At 48.4% G+C, this 15,420-nt stretch carries 9 protein-coding genes; 6 read left to right on the top strand and 3 right to left on the bottom strand.

Annotation, left to right across the window (positions count from 1 at the left end; genetic code table 11):
- The first annotated feature begins 21 nt into the window (after positions 1-21).
- Entirely contained in the window at positions 22-1,692 is a 1,671-nt protein-coding gene (locus AB4Z29_RS16745) for a DUF4091 domain-containing protein (RefSeq protein ID WP_441944182.1), read from the top strand.
- A gap of 218 nt (positions 1,693-1,910) precedes the next feature.
- Complete coding sequence (locus tag AB4Z29_RS16740; RefSeq protein WP_441944181.1) at positions 1,911-2,924, top strand: M14 family zinc carboxypeptidase; 1,014 nt, start codon at positions 1,911-1,913, stop codon at positions 2,922-2,924.
- A 115-nt stretch (positions 2,925-3,039) separates the two neighbouring features.
- Here AB4Z29_RS16740 and AB4Z29_RS16735 read toward each other — a convergent pair whose 3' ends face one another.
- On the bottom strand, positions 3,040-5,694 hold the full coding sequence (locus tag AB4Z29_RS16735) for a family 78 glycoside hydrolase catalytic domain (RefSeq protein ID WP_441944180.1): 2,655 nt from the start codon (positions 5,692-5,694) through the stop codon (positions 3,040-3,042).
- A gap of 151 nt (positions 5,695-5,845) precedes the next feature.
- Between AB4Z29_RS16735 and AB4Z29_RS16730 the strand changes: the two genes are divergently transcribed.
- The 4 genes from AB4Z29_RS16730 to AB4Z29_RS16715 all read left to right on the top strand — a co-directional run bounded on the left by AB4Z29_RS16730 (position 5,846) and on the right by AB4Z29_RS16715 (position 12,144).
- Positions 5,846-6,715: a helix-turn-helix domain-containing protein gene (locus AB4Z29_RS16730; protein WP_441944179.1), complete on the top strand. Its 870-nt coding sequence runs from the start codon at positions 5,846-5,848 to the stop codon at positions 6,713-6,715.
- 346 nt (positions 6,716-7,061) lie between these two features.
- Positions 7,062-9,080 (top strand): family 20 glycosylhydrolase, encoded by a 2,019-nt coding sequence (locus AB4Z29_RS16725; RefSeq protein ID WP_441944178.1) that lies wholly within the window; start codon positions 7,062-7,064, stop codon positions 9,078-9,080.
- 346 nt (positions 9,081-9,426) lie between these two features.
- The gene (locus AB4Z29_RS16720) at positions 9,427-11,640 is read left to right on the top strand and encodes a helix-turn-helix domain-containing protein (protein ID WP_441944177.1); all 2,214 of its coding nucleotides are present in this window, start codon (positions 9,427-9,429) and stop codon (positions 11,638-11,640) included.
- Between the two features lie 258 nt (positions 11,641-11,898).
- Positions 11,899-12,144: a hypothetical protein gene (locus AB4Z29_RS16715; RefSeq protein ID WP_441944176.1), complete on the top strand. Its 246-nt coding sequence runs from the start codon at positions 11,899-11,901 to the stop codon at positions 12,142-12,144.
- 398 nt (positions 12,145-12,542) lie between these two features.
- On the opposite strand, the gene AB4Z29_RS16710 is transcribed toward AB4Z29_RS16715, so the two are convergent.
- The gene (locus AB4Z29_RS16710) at positions 12,543-13,757 is read right to left on the bottom strand and encodes a Ger(x)C family spore germination protein (protein WP_441944175.1); all 1,215 of its coding nucleotides are present in this window, start codon (positions 13,755-13,757) and stop codon (positions 12,543-12,545) included.
- A complete protein-coding gene (locus tag AB4Z29_RS16705; RefSeq protein ID WP_441944174.1) occupies positions 13,757-15,388 on the bottom strand; it encodes a spore germination protein in 1,632 nt (543 codons plus the stop codon). Before AB4Z29_RS16705 ends, AB4Z29_RS16710 begins: the two co-directional genes overlap by 1 nt.
- Between the last annotated feature and the right edge of the window lie 32 nt (positions 15,389-15,420).

The raw sequence follows: 15,420 nt of genomic DNA, 5'->3' as shown, positions 1-15,420 counted from the left end.
TGAGAAAGGAGTTGAGCTGTAATGAAGCTGATGGCTAAGAAGCTGTCCTCTCTAGACAAAGTTTTCCTAGATCGGGAACCTGTCCCCACATGCGAACCAATCGGTACGGCGCTGCGCAATGAACCGTTCTCCTTCCAGATCGCTTGGTATGCGGAGTCAGAGGAAGATGGCTTTAGCGCACTGACGATAGGCGTAGCGGCTGCCGATGACTATGGCGGCACCGTCCGTCTCTATGAGATCGGACATGTGCCATCCGAGCTGCCCGCTTATCCCCAGTCGGATGATGATTTCATCACCAAGCAGCCGGGTTTGTTCCCCGACCCGCTATATGAAGTGAGCCACGGTACGCTCCGGCTGGTTGCTTGCCAATGGCGCAGCTTATGGGTGGAATTCGACCCTCGCGGCGGTCTTCCTGCCGGTAAGTATGCGATTCGGGTCGAGTTCCGTGACCCCGATGGCAGGGAGCTTGCGTCCGTGGAGCATACTGTGGAGCTGTTGAATGCAGAACTGCCGAAGCAGGAGCTGATCCACACCGAATGGTTTCATTACGACGGCATAGCGGCTTGGTACCGGATCGAGGCGTTCGGAGAACGGTATTGGGAGCTGTTGGAGCATTATATCGAGACAGCCGTGGAGCACGGCATGAATATGCTGCTTACGCCGCTCTTCACGCCGCCGCTCGATACGAAGGTGGGAGGCGAGCGGTTAACGACACAGCTCATCAAGGTCACGGAGGCAAGTGATGGCTATATATTCGATTTCTCTTCTTTGAAGCGGTTTATTGATATGTCCCGTCAAGCAGGCATCGAATATTTCGAGATGTCCCACCTCTTCACGCAATGGGGCGCTAAAGCAGCAACTAAGATTATGGCGGAGACGAAAGCCGGACAGCGTCAAATCTTCGGTTGGGATACGGAAGCTACAGGTCCGGCATATATATCATTCCTGGAAAACTTCCTCCCACAGCTCGTACGGAATCTGAGGGAATGGGGAATTGCGGAGAAATGCTGGTTCCATATCTCGGATGAGCCGAATATGAGTCAGTTGGATACTTACGGGGCAGCGCTGAAAATTGTGCAGCCGCATCTACTAGGCTTTCGCATGCTTGACGCATTGTCGGAGTATGCCTTCTACGAGGAAGGGTTGGTCCAGACGCCTGTGCCGGCTTCCAATCACATCGATCCGTTTCTGGAAGGCCAGGTTTCCCGCCTTTGGACCTATTACTGCTGCGCTCAAGATAAGGGCGTCAGCAACCGATTTATGGCGATGCCCAGCAGGCGGAACCGTATCATTGCAGGACAATTGTACAAATACCGAATGGAAGGATTTCTGCATTGGGGCTATAACTTTTGGAACGCCCAGTTCTCGCTCAAGCCGATTAACCCTTACGCAGTTACCGATGCAGGCTGCGCCTTCCCTTCAGGCGATGCGTTCCTCGTATACCCGGGAGAGGACGGCAGACCCGTGACGTCCATCCGATTGAAGGTGATGCGGGAAGCGCTGAATGATTTGAGGGCCATGCAGCTGCTGGAGAGGATCGCGTCCCGTGAGCTTGTCCTTGATATTCTGGAGGATGGCGGACGATGCCCGCTGACCTTCAGCGATTATCCGCGCGAAGAAAGTGCGCTTATTCATATACGCAGCCGGATAAACGCGGAGATTGCTGCGCGGATTGACTTGATCGCCACTTGAAGGGAAGCAGCTCAGTTTTATAGGATGACTGCTTCTCCTATTTCGAATTGATGACTGCTTCATTCACATAGGCATTTTTATGGATGTTGGTCTTTTTTTCGAGATTCGCAAAAATAGTTGTGGGAGTTTGGATTGCGATCATATCCGTTTATCGTGGATGCGGGTATTATAGCTGTGAAAACTGAAACTTGGCAGGTTTGAAGGAGGAGGAGCTGCAGATGGTAACACCATTCTGGAAAAGCAAGCTGCAGGATATTGGGGAAGGCATGGCAAATGTCTCGAAAGGTACCGTCCGCACACTGGCAACTTCGGCAGGCGGAAGAGAAATCCCGATCGTCGAATACGGGCTGAAGGAAGATTTTAAACGCCAAGCAAATTACAGCTCCGCATGCGGTGCCGGAAATCCGGCGTTCTACGCGCAGAAGGATGCGAACGCAAAGCCCGTGCTGCTTATTGTCGGCGGCATACATGGCGGCGAGCTGGAGGGGATTGCTGCGGTTATGAACCTCATACAGGTGCTCGAAACAGGGGCAGACTATCGGGGCAAACGATATGATTATATTACGGAAAATGCCCATCAATTCCGCCTTCTTCTCGTTCCATGCATGAATCCCGACGGACGGGCGAGACTGCCGATTGATACGTTAATCGATGTGTCGTACGAGAAGTTTGTCTATTACATGCAGGGGTCATGGAAGGACGGTACATTATGCAAGTGGCCGGAATGCAAGGCGGTTCATCCCATTAAAGAGGCTTCGGCATTTTTAGGCTCCTATTTCAACGACGATGGCGTAAATATCATGCATGACAATTTTTTTGCTCCGATGGCGAAGGAGACAAGCGCTTTGCTTGCCCTCGCGGATGAGGAGGCGGTCGATTTTTCCGTTCTGCTGCATGGCGGTGCGAACAGCGAGGTTCATTTTACGACCATTCCTTATCTGCCGCTGTATATTGCGAACAAACATCAGGATTTTAACGGGATGATGGCAAAGGCTTATGCGAAGAATGGAATTCCGTTCGCGGAACGAAATTTGGTTTATACGGATGAAGGGGGATATTCATTTCCTTCGTTTAATATGACAACCGCAATTCATCATGTCTGCGGGGGAATGAGCTTGACCTTCGAGTCGAATATGGGGCTCGATGGTCCTGGAGTGAAGCTTGCGCCAGATGAAATCCTGGACAGCCATTTTGTCCTTTTTGAGGAAATGTTTCGGTTTAGCTTGAAATAACGGTGAAGACGGCAGAGCCGGGGTTAAGCCACTTTAACGCAACGGAGAAGGTAAGCGAGCTTGGACAACTATCTAGCCAAATGGAGCCATGCGATGTGCGCATGGCTCCATTTGGCTAGAAGGTAAACCGGTATTTCCCTGACCCCGCAATGAGACAAACGCCTTGCTCCGACTGCCGAATGTCCCGTATCCCTGTAGATTGCGCCAACGGTACTCCATTCTCACGCACCTTCGCATATTCCGCTCCCGGCAGCAGTAACGAAGCAGTCGTATTCGGGGGAATAACGACCGTCATATGCATGCCGTTTTCATCCGACCTCTGCCACTTGGCATGGATGGCTCCATACATGGATTCAAGCGATGCTTCTGCCCATGCTAAGGCTTCATGAGGCTGCGGACGGATATGGAAATGCTTATATCCCGGTGCATCCTCATCAACATCAATTCCGGCTACATAACGATACAGCCATTCACCTATCGCTCCGTAAGCATAGTGATTGAATGAATTCATGTGTATGCTCCAAAAGCTTCCGTCCTGCTTGATTCCGTCCCAATGCTCCCATATGGTGGTAGCGCCTTTGGTCACCTGATACAGCCACGAAGGATAGTCGGTCTGGAGCAGCAGCTTGTACGCCGCATTGGAGTGGCCGTTCTCGCTGAGGACGAGATTCAAATAAGGAGTGCCGACGAAGCCGGTCGTGAGATGGAAACCTGTTTCTTGCAGCAGCTCCACCAACTTGCCTGCCGTCCGTTCCTTGGCGGCATCCTCCACCAGATGAAACATAAGCGCGAGGACGTGAGCCGTCTGTGTCGGTACGGCCAGTCTGCCATTTGGCGTGACGTATTCGTGCTGGAATGCGTCGCGGATGCGATTGCGCAGCGCCTCATAACGTTCCGAATCTTCGGTTTTACCAAGGATGTGCGCGGTTTTGGCAAGCAGCGAAGTCGAATGTGCATAGAAGGCAGTAGCGATCAACTCGCGATCGGTAGCACCGACATACGAATCAGGCTTGGAATCGAGACCGAGCCAGTCTCCAAAGTGGAAGCCGGTATTCCAGAGGTATTCGTTTTCCCCTTGCCGACGAATATACTCCACCCACGCCTTCATGCTTTCATATTGCTGCTCGAGAATACGCTTATCCCCATAACATTGATAGAGTACCCAAGGACAGATGACCGCGGCGTCTCCCCAAGCGGCGGAGGAGTGGCTCGTTTCCTTCAACACATGCGGAATAACGAATGGGACCCCGCCGTCTTCACGCTGCTCGGCAGCCAAGTCACGCAGCCACTTTGTGAAGAATGGGGCTACATTCATCAGATGAGCGGCAGTACGAATAAACATCTGGGCATCTCCCGTCCATCCGAGCCGCTCATCCCGCTGCGGACAATCGGTAGGTACATCGAGAAAGTTTCCCTTTTGTCCCCAAAGGATATTGTGCTGCAGCTGGTTGATCAGAGGATCCGAGCAGCGAAATTCGCCCGTTCTCTCCATATCGGAATGGAGCACGACCCCGGTGAAGTCCTCCAGCCGAATTGGCTCGCCGAATCCGATCAGCTTCACGTACCGGAAGCCCTGAAAGGTAAAGTGGGGCTCAAATGTTTCGGCTTTCCCGCCCCTCAGCGTATACTGGATGGTTTGTTTCGCATTCCGCAGATTATCCGTATAGAAGTTTCCCTCATGGTCCAACACTTCGGCATGCTGCAGCATCACTTCCTGGCCAGGTTGTCCCTTTATGGTAAATCGGATCCAACCGACCATATTTTGCCCCATATCCAGTACCGTTTCCCCGCTCGGAGTGGAGAGGAGCTTGATCGGTAATAATTCATCGGTGATCCGAACCGGCTCGTTAAGTTGTGCGGTAAGGATATTTTTGGAATGAGTTGGCGTTTCTACCGCGAACCAGCTTTCATCATCGTATCGGCCATCGCACCAATCTGCGATCTCAAGCCGTGCGTCATACGTCTCCCCATCATATATGCTGGACATTCGTATAGCGCTTTCGCGAGCTTTCCAGGACGTGTCCGTTGCAATAATGACTTCTTCATCGTCCGCTTCATAACGAATATGCAATTGCATAAGAAAAGCGGCTCGGTCCCCATAGACATTCCTTTTGTGGGCGCCGGTCAAGCTTCCCTTATACCAGCCGTTTCCCAGAATGGCGCCAATCGCGTTGGGACCGATCGTCATTAGATCCGTCACATCGTACGTCTGGTATTGGAGTTGATGGTTATAGCTGGTCCAGCCGGGAGTCAAATAACAATCGCCTGCTCTGCGTCCATTCACATAAAGCTCATAGAGTCCAAGTCCAGTTGCATAGATGCGGGCGCTTTTCACCTTTCTATCCACCTGAAAAGCACGCCGGATCAGAGGACAAACCTCGGATTCGAGAGGAAACGTTCCGAGTGGCGGACTAATCCAATCCGCAAGCCATTCGCCTGTTTCCAGTAGTCCCATTTCCCAGTAGGCCGTTTCGGACCATTCCGTTTCCTCGTCTTGCTCGCTCCAAACACGGACGCGGTAATCGTAACGCAGACGGCTTGCGAGCTCGATGCCGCCGATTTCAACGTGGACGGATTGGCTGGAGTTTACTCTGCCGGAATCCATGAGCGGATTCTCCCAATCCGAATCTATTGAAATCTGCAGCTGATAAGCCGCTTGCAGCCACGCCCGCGACTCGGAGTGAATGTGCCAGCTTATTCTCGGCTTTTGAATATCAATTCCGATTGGATTTTTTTTGTATTCGCATCGGAGCTTCGTCACGCTGGACATGCGGATCACATCCGTTTCTCGTAAAGGATTGATTTACCCATTCGACAGGTATTCGACTATAATTATAAGAGAGTTTCTGATGGGAACATCATATCAAAACGGACATTTCATATAGGTAAACACGACATGAATAGGAGCAGGTGACCTTGCTGTGAACAAATCGAAGCGTACGCTTTCGGCGGACCGATTTTTGCCGGATGATACGATGCTGTCTATCAATCGGATGACCGAAGCCTTTCAACTGTCCCAGCATGCACATGAATTTATCGAGCTGGCGTATGTAGGGGAGGGTAGAGGCTTTCATTATATAGAAAATGAGGTTCGCCCGGTGTCTAAAGGCCAGCTTTTCGTCATCCCGGTCGGGGTGTCGCATGTGTTCCGGCCAGCCTCATCGGATGTGGCCAAGGAGCCTTTAGTCGTGTATAACTGTATATTCCGACCTCGATTAATCGATAGTCTGCTATCCTTTGTGACTGACGATCCCATCGCAAACTATATGAAGGAGCTGCAGCGAGAGGAGCTTCCCTGCGAGCTCATCACAGATGTTGAAGCCGGCATTGAAAGCTTGTTTCTATTGATGTACCGGGAATACGAGCTGCCGCAGAGCGGTTCCTCCACGTACTTGCGCAGCCTCTTGCTTCAAGTAATCCTTACCATATACAGGATGAAACATCGCGAAAGATCAGGCATGCCGAGCAAACCGGATCGTTTCGTGCAGGTTCTGGGGTACGTCGAGCGGCATTATGCAGAGGAGCTTACCCTATCTCATTTAACTGAATCGTTTCAATGGAGTCCGCGTCAGCTTCAGCGGTTGTTCAAACAGCATACTTCACAAACGTTTCAGCACTATCTGCAAGGCGTTCGCATCCGAATGAGCTGCGAGCAGTTAAGAAGCACTGACCGAACGGTTGCCGCGATCGCGGACTCGGTCGGGTACCGAGATGTCAATTCCTTTATTGCCCTATTCAAAAGGGTAGTGGGTCAAACCCCCGGAAGTTATCGCAAGCAAATATCTACGTAAAGAATAATCCAAAAATAACGGTGTCTGGGATATCCTCCCAGACACCGTTATTTCATTTCTATGCGGCTTGATGCTTCTAAACCAATAGGCTGGTTCATATATAGTCGTTTTTGCGAAAGCTAGTACTTTTATCAGAAAACCTTAAAGTAGTTGAAGTTTAATCAGTATTGTAGATTTACTCTTGATCGATTGGTGCTCTACGATTGCGATAACGAAGGACTCTCATATATGTATGCGGATTAATAGTCCTGTGCGTAAGCAAGTCTAATCATCGTATAGGTGCTTGGAGATGAGGTGCCCGTTTATGATCTTCATAAAGGCTTATGAAGAAAGGAAGGATTGCGAAATGTTGAATGCATCAAACGATTATTTGACCATGTACGCCTCCCTCGAAGAGCAGGGCGCTTACGTGACGGCTGCCACGAACGTAACGACCCCGCATGCTGCCATCCGCTCGCTTCTGAGTGAAGTAATGGGCGCTGGGCTTGGACTGCCGTCTTTCCCGTATGTCCGGTTTCGGGAAGGGCAGTGGCCCTCAGAGCTGCAAGCCAGGATTCGCAATGAGTTCGGAGGCGTGGAACCGCGCGAAGATGAAGAAGAAGCCTATGCGATCGAAATCACGGCGGCGGGCATCGAGGTGCACGCGAGAACGGCACGCGGATCGCTCTACGGGGCGGCGACGCTCGTTCGTCTGGCGGAGGAAGGGCTGATTCGGCATGGTTTGGTTTACAACCGGCCGACTTGCCCGGTAAGAGGGCTGAAGCTGTATATGCCGACGCGGGAAGGGATGGATTATTTTAAACAATTCGTTGAGATGTTGTGCCGCTTCCAGTTTAATACCGTCGTGCTCGAAGTCGGTGGCGCCATGGAATATAAAAAGCATCCGGAAATTAACGAGGGCTGGATCCGTTACTGTGAAGAGATGAGCGAGTACAGCGGCAAGGCCATTGAGGTGCAGGACAGGACGTTTCCTTGGTACAAAAACTCTATGCATGTGGAAAACGGCGGTGGAAATTATTTGTCCCAAGACGAGGTGCGCGATCTGATCCGATATTGCAAGGATCGGTTCCTAGAGGTCATCCCTGAGGTGCCTTCGCTCAGCCATTGCGACTATCTGCTGATTAACCATCCGGAGCTGGCCGAACGGAAGGAAGACCCGTACCCGGATACCTATTGCCCTTCGGACGAGAGGTCCTATGAGCTGCTCTTCGACGTGCTGGATGAGGTACTCACGGTATTCGAGCCCCGGATCGTACATGTCGGGCATGACGAATATTACAGTATCGGCTTGTGCGAACGCTGCAAAGGAAAGACCGCTGAGAGCCTATATGCGAATGATCTACGGCGGATTCACTCCTATTTGGCGGAACGCGAAGTACAAACGATGATCTGGTGCGAGAAGCTGATCGATGCCGAGGACAAGTACGGCGAGAAATGGGGCGGTGCCGAAAGACCGATGAAAAGCCATGTAACAGGAGAGCCGTTCGGCGAGACGATCCCAGCGACATACCGGGCAATTGACTTGGTGCCGCCGGATATCCTAATGCTTAACTGGTATTGGGGGATGGAGCAGCAGTATGACCGTTTATTTCTGGATCGCGGGATGCCGTTGATCTACGGGAATGTGGAGGGTCCGGCTTTCCGGGGCTGGAAGGAGCGTCTTCGGGCAGGGGCAAGAGGAGGAATCATCTCGAACTGGAGCGAGACGGCGGAAGGTAATTTGCAGCGAAACGGCGTTTTGTTCTCCATGTCTTATTCGGCATTCCTGTTCTGGCGAGAAGACTACGAGGAGTCTGCGTACGGTCAAGTCTTAGAGTCGGCTTTCGAGGCACTGTATAGAGACAAGAATCGCTACCTGCTAGGGAGAGTACCCATAGCCACTCAAACAGACGGTGAACAAGTTACGGATGGGCCGTCCTCTGGCACTTCTTACATCGAGGTGGTACACACGACGGATGAATACAGGGAGTACCGGCTGTTTTTCGATGGCGTATTTCTAGATCAAGAAGAGTACCGTATCGGAGCTTATATGCTCATCTACGAGGACGGCACCGAGGAGGAGATGCCAATCTGCTACGGGTATAACATCTCCAACAAAGATCGTTCGTGGGATCGAATAGCCTTCACGGATTCTGCCCCGCTCAAGAAAGAGGCGTACAAGGTCGACGATTCCTTGTTCGAGACGGCTTATACGACAAGGCCGCTGCCGACAGGGGAAGGAACCTACTACCGGTGGATCATCGAGAATCCGCATCCGGACAAGACGATTAGCGGCGTGCGGCTGACCGTGGACGATCCGACCGCTTATTCCATAACCGTGAAAGAAATGAGCGTCTACCCGAAATCGCCAGTCTGGTTGGTTTGAAGATCCAACCGGTGGCTTGCGGTAACTAGTCTCTCAGCTTTTTTCCAACCATTTCAAGCCCAGTGCCTCAAATGCACTGGGTTTTTGGTCGTGCCGACTGGTCTCTTTTGCGAAAAGTAATACTTTTTTGAACAGATATCGAAAAATTTGAGCTTCGAGTCGTTTTATGCATATACAGTGCGCACCCTTACGGCTATCATGGGTAGTAAGATATATAACAGTGTTGAAAGCGGATACATAAATGCGGAAGGATAAAGTCGACTAGTCTTTCATAAGCATCTCGTGAATTGTTAAGATCAGAGAGAAAAATATTAGGCGGAAATTCCATCTAAAATGTGGGGGTCGCATGAAACCATTACAATCGCTTCTGTTCTTTAGACGGAAATCCAATTCCCTGTTCCTTCGGCTCATCGCGGGATTTCTCTGCATCATACTGCTGCTGGGCTCTTTCACCCTGTATACGCTCGCGGAGTCCAAGAAGAACGTGAGACAAGGCATCGTCCAATACAACACACTAATGATCGAGAACACGATGAACAGCTACGAAAAGCATTTGGATTTGGTGAGAAAGCAGATGTCTCAATTTTTCTTGAGCGAGGATGTCCAGCGGCTGCAAAGCAATCCGAAATTCACCAGTATCCCGCAGATTATCCGTGAAATCTCCACCTTTTCAAGCAATCCGTATCTCTTTATCGATAACATCGTGCTCTATTTGAAGAAGGATGATCTGGTGATCGAAAAGGGGACCAGCACGGACGCCTCTACGATGTTCAACGTGTTCTATTCCAGCAAAGAGTATCCTCTCGAGTTCTGGAGGAAACAATTTGACAACACATATTCGACTCGGTTATTGCCGTCCGCTCATATGGTCAACAATATGTACCATGATTCACCGCGTCAAATTGGCAACCGCATTCCCCATTTGTTCAAGAACGAATGGCACAATAACTTGTTTATGATCGTTTTTCTGGACGCCGACCGGATGTATAACGCATTCCAGCAAAGCATCCACGATGATTTTATCGTTTACGGCGACGGAGGAGAAACATTATACCAGACCGAGGGGAAGGAGTCCTTTCTTTCCTATGCCGATCTCAAGGCCGACGGACGCACCGAATTCGTGAAGGACGGCAAATATTATTTCAGCAAGACGGGGAAAACAACGGGTTATCAGTATGTATACCGCGTGCCCGCCGAACAGATCGCCTACCAAACTCGGCTCAATGTAACGCTGGTAGCGATGATGGTAACGGTCATTGTTCTCAGCCTATTGATTGCTATCGTATTCGCCGTGAGGATCAATAATCCGCTGCGTAAGGTCATTGAATCCATCCGAACCTTGAACGAGAAACAGCCTTTCCGGTCAAGTATTAGCGAATTCAATATTATTAGTGATGAAATTCTCGGTATACAGCTTGTGAGGAAGCAACTCGGCTTCATCAATCGACTCAAAGCGATCCGCAGCCACGAGGTAGACGGAACAAGTCTCGAATTCGTGAACAGGCCGTTTGTATTCCTGTTGTTTCAAGTGCAATACCACCACGGGAAGCTGAACAATCAAATATCGGTCGAAAAGTGGCTCTACTATATAAGAACTTATATCGATAGTCAATTAACGCCGGCACAGCCGGACTCCCTCACCTTCCAGATTGAACGGAATCAAATTCTGAGTCTGGTTTTTGCCGAACGCACACCAGAACTTTTCCGACTGCTCGGCAAAATGAAGGCGGTATTCGATCACGATAAGGAATACGGGATCATAACCATCGCGGTCACATCCATTTATTCGGAGTCGGAACAACTCACAGTCGCGTACGAAGAAGCGCAAGGTCTCATCGGGGAGCGCCGACTGGTGAAGGAAACGCAAATTATAACGGAACGTGTCTCTGTTCCGGCTTCGATCGGGTTCTCTTCCGATCAGGACAAAGAATTTGAAGTGAATTTGAGAGAAGGCAATTTGCCGCAGCTTACCGCTCTACTGGAGCGACAGTTCGCAAAGTGGCAGGGGAAGGATATGACGGCTTCCGCCATCTACCGGTTCGCGGAGACTATGGAGGTCAAAATTCGAAGCACGCTTGTCTCTGCCGGACTGGAAACCAACAAGCTGGAAGCCATTCTCAACAAGTCGGAGGAAAAGATCGAGAACTGTGTAACCGTAAGCGAACTGGAGCAGCTGCTTCAGGGCTGGGTCACGAAGGCCGCGGAAACGGTCAAGGAGAAAAAGGAGGAAAAGCACCAGGTTACCTCCTTCGTGATCGATTATATCAACGAACATTTGTCGGAGGAGATCTATCTTGATGTGCTGGCCGAGAAGCTGAAGATGAGCAGCGGTTATCTGTCTTCCTATTTTAAAGGGAAAACTGGTAAAAACATCGTGGACTATCTAAACGAAACCCGAATTGCGAAGGCAACCAGCCTGCTTGCCGACAACAACATCAAAATTCACAATGCCGCCAAAGAAGTAGGCTATCAGAACATTACGTCGTTCAACCGCATGTTTAAGAAATACACGGGAATGACGCCAAGCGAATACCGGAAGCAGTTAAATTCTACCTCTTGATAAAGTTCCGATAAGGAACTTTTTTTTCTATATAAGTTGAAAGAATGAATGAGCTGCGCGGGCGGAGAGAATAAAGTCTTTCTGGAGAAATGGAATGTTAGCGGATTCATAGGGCATGCGAGGAGCAAGAAAATGATTTGAAAAGGACGGTGCATTCAAAGTGAATAAAAACAAAAAGATTAGAGCGGTCGGAGCCATTCTCATCGCTTCCATGATTGCAGGCTGCACTGGCAAGAGCAATATTCGTTTACGGAGTCGTTGAAATATCAATTCCCGACGATGAATGTGACGCCGCTGCTGACGGACGAAGAGAAAGATGCGATTACGGCAAACGATGAACAGCTCAACAAATATTTCGAGTCATCCGTAGCGAAATTCATAATCGGTGAAACGCCGATGTCGCAATGGGATGCGTTCCTTGAAGAGCTGGGCAAAATCGGTTCGCAGAAGGTAATCGATACGTACCAAGTCGCTTTAGATCGTTTGAAGAATAACATCAAATAACCTGAGTGCGGGCAAGGGCAGGGGGAGTTGGACGAGGATCAGGTCCAGCCCTGTCTTTTTCTTACCGAAAGGGGGGCCGTATTGCATTCGCCATTGTAGGACAAAATATTTATGATAGAATGTGCCAATGGAGATGGTCTTATATGAAAATATTAATTGTATTTATTTTTCTTTACCTATGCAGCCTCAGTTTTTTAACAATCATGGACCTCATTTCGGGGATAACCTTTTCCGAATCTGTTCTAATATTATTTAAATCGTTCTCTGTGATTACGACCGCAGAAAAAGTTATCGTATTTGTGGCGGTGTTTATTCCGTTCTTATTTCCCGCGTTTAACAGCTTAAATAAGTCAAAAAAGACAAGAACAAAATAAATGCCTTCTTGAGGCTGTGTTTGTTTACTTTTCCTCTGATTTCAGATAGGAATTAATTCTTAATCCACTCCGTCTAATATAGGCTTCCACGCTTACTTTCACTTCGCTTTCCGAGTAAATACTTGGCCAATTGTTTTTCAATTTTTTCCATTCCCTCGGATGTGTGCGTTCCATTTCTGTCGAGAAACCAAAAATATCGCTCTTCTTATTTTGGGTTGCACGGATAGCTAAATGGATCTCTTTCTTCGTTTCTGCTGTTAACTTTTTTTGCAGCTCTATAAAACTATCGCGATTGTTGGGATCGATGGAACATTTTGTTTCACTAAAATTACCTTCTTGCTTAACATGCAGTGACAAAGAAGGTTTGCCATTTAACAAGTCTACCCTTAATTTGCTTGATGAGCGGACTATCTCAATTGAAATGGCTTCTTTCATATCTTCGCAGTCAATATTGATGATGGTGCTCTTCATTTTATTGAGTATCCAAACAACTCCACGAGCTGCTTTGCCATCAAGCCATGTTGAAAGTTTCCCATTTGAAAAGATGGCGATCCCACTTGTTTCGATAGTCGTGTAAGGAGATGATTTCTCTAGGTTCACCTTCAACTTACCTAATGAGGGGTTTCCGATGACACGCATACCACTAATTATAGGTTCTCCTGATCCGCTCAGCCGTTTAATGATTTCCATTAGATTAACGTCCACGGATTCCGCCCAAAATTCAGATGACACCTTAAGTTTATCTTTAATAGAAGTAGCTGTTATTGACTGCAAAGGTGTTAAAATAGTTAACAAGTTTTCAGCTTGTAATCCTCTAGCAATTACTACCGATGATGTGAGCCGAAGCTCATGCGATCTTTCAAAGAAGTCGAATAGATTATAAATGCCATCCCTGGCAACCGGTTCTCCAATAACAAGAAGCTGGGAATGGGCAAAAAAGAGTCGTCGCGATACTTTTTTCGATGTTTTTCGAAATGCGCTTAAGAGCGTATGGTCGACGGAAGAGTATACGATATAAGGCACAACACTGTTTCCTCCGCTTCCGCTGCTGCTGCTGCCAGCAACAGTACTTGGGTTGACTACTAGCAAGGATACTTTGTACTGGTCCGAATTCGGAACGTTGTCAATCCCAATACCAATGACGATAGCTAAATCACGCAGCTCTTTGCTATTCCAACAGCCATTCAGAAACAAAAGGCTAACAGGCAACAACAAAATGACGATAAAATATCGCTTCATTATGAACCCCTCTTGTTGAGATGATGTATTTGTGATGTGCTTGACGAATGTTCGTCTACACTATTCGATGGATGGTTGACTACCTCGGATGTGGAATCATTATCATTTGTTATTGCGTCTTTCATTAAAGGTATGCCAAACAACGACACCTTCCGGTCTTCAGGTACAAATTGCGAAAAAAAGGACATATTCATATAGGGGATACCTAACGAAGTTAGGCTGCACATATGACCGAGTAGAATAATGCTAAATATGGCTATTCCATAGAATCCAAGCAAAGCTGCCGCACACATGAGGGAAAAACGAATTAATCGAATCGAAAGCGCCATATTGTAAGAGGGAGTCGCAAAGCTGGAGATACCGGTAAGAGCAACCACAATTACCATTGCAGAAGATATAATACCTGCTTCCACAGCCGCTTGCCCGAGAACAAGCGCCCCTACGATGGATACGGCTTGACCAATTGCGCGAGGCATGCGTATTCCTGCTTCACGTAGGATTTCAAAAGTAAATTCCATTATTAAAGCTTCAATAAAAGCCGGTATAGGAACACTTTCACGTTGCGCGGCCAAGCTAAGTAGAAGTGATGTCGGAATCATCTCCTGATGAAACGTAATCGCAGCGATATATATGGAAGGTCCGAACAAAGATATAATCAGCGCTGCGTAACGTAGAAACAGGATGGCTGCCGCGGCCTCCGGACGTTGGTAATAATCCTCTACCGATTCGAAATTCATGTAGAAGGTTACTGGGGCTATTAAATTAAACGGTGTACCGTCAATGAAGATTGCAATTCTTCCCTCTAACATGTGGCCAGCAACCGTGTCAGGGCGCTCCGTATTCAGAATGGTCGAAAAAGGCGTCATCCTCTGATCTTGTATGAGTTCTTCAAGATGTTCAGAGCCCGCTAATGCTTCAATTTGGATATTTTGAATCCGATTCCGTATTTCCTGAACAAGTTTGTCATCCACTGTGCCTTGTATGTACATAATGGCTACGCTTGTCTGCGTATGAATGCCAAGCTTAAAAGGTTCTAATCTCAGATTAGCGCTTTTGATTCTGCGACGGACAAGGGAGACATTCGTTCCTATGGATTCTGTAAAACCTTCTTTTGGACCACGAATGACGACTTGTGTTGAAGGTTCTGTAATAGATCGCTGCTCCCCGCCTTTCGTGTTGCCACTTACAGCTTCAATTGAATTTTCAACAAATATGACCGTATTGCCGGATAGAACAGATAGGATGATGCTGTCCCAATCGTTTAGAACACACACTTCACCAACTGTAAGAACATGGTCATGTATGAACGAAAGTTCGCTTTGCTCATGATTTAGTCTGACTCCAGTATTGGCATCAATCATAAGAGAATGCAAAATGAACTGATTGACTATGTTCTTGTCCGTAATGCCGTCCAAGTAAACCGCACCTGCCTGCGCTCGATTCTCTCCCATCTCAAATTGCCGAATGATAATATCCGGACTGTTTCCTAATTCGTTTTTGAGGAACATTAAATTATCAGATAAACGAGGGGAAAGGGGCAGATTAACTCCTGAATGTATATTAACCTCGGTTTCAGCCTTGGTCGTTTGGGGGGTCTTATTAACATGTCGGATTGAATTTTTAAAAAACATGATGCACCCCGTTAATATCAATTTAGGTCGAA

The organism is Paenibacillus sp. 2TAB23 (assembly GCF_052115165.1).
Taxonomy (GTDB): domain Bacteria; phylum Bacillota; class Bacilli; order Paenibacillales; family Paenibacillaceae; genus Pristimantibacillus.
This window is presented reverse-complemented; position numbering and strand designations above follow the sequence as displayed.

Bases quoted from the DNA above. Each gene is read 5' to 3' on its own strand.
- AB4Z29_RS16740 (WP_441944181.1), top strand. From the start codon at position 1,911: ATGGTAACACCATTCTGGAAAAGCAAGCTGCAGGATATTGGGGAAGGC.
- AB4Z29_RS16725 (WP_441944178.1), top strand. From the start codon at position 7,062: ATGTTGAATGCATCAAACGATTATTTGACCATGTACGCCTCCCTCGAA.
- AB4Z29_RS16745 (WP_441944182.1), top strand. From the start codon at position 22: ATGAAGCTGATGGCTAAGAAGCTGTCCTCTCTAGACAAAGTTTTCCTA.
- AB4Z29_RS16705 (WP_441944174.1), bottom strand. From the start codon at position 15,388: ATGTTTTTTAAAAATTCAATCCGACATGTTAATAAGACCCCCCAAACG.
- AB4Z29_RS16735 (WP_441944180.1), bottom strand. From the start codon at position 5,694: ATGTCCAGCGTGACGAAGCTCCGATGCGAATACAAAAAAAATCCAATC.
- AB4Z29_RS16720 (WP_441944177.1), top strand. From the start codon at position 9,427: ATGAAACCATTACAATCGCTTCTGTTCTTTAGACGGAAATCCAATTCC.
- AB4Z29_RS16710 (WP_441944175.1), bottom strand. From the start codon at position 13,757: ATGAAGCGATATTTTATCGTCATTTTGTTGTTGCCTGTTAGCCTTTTG.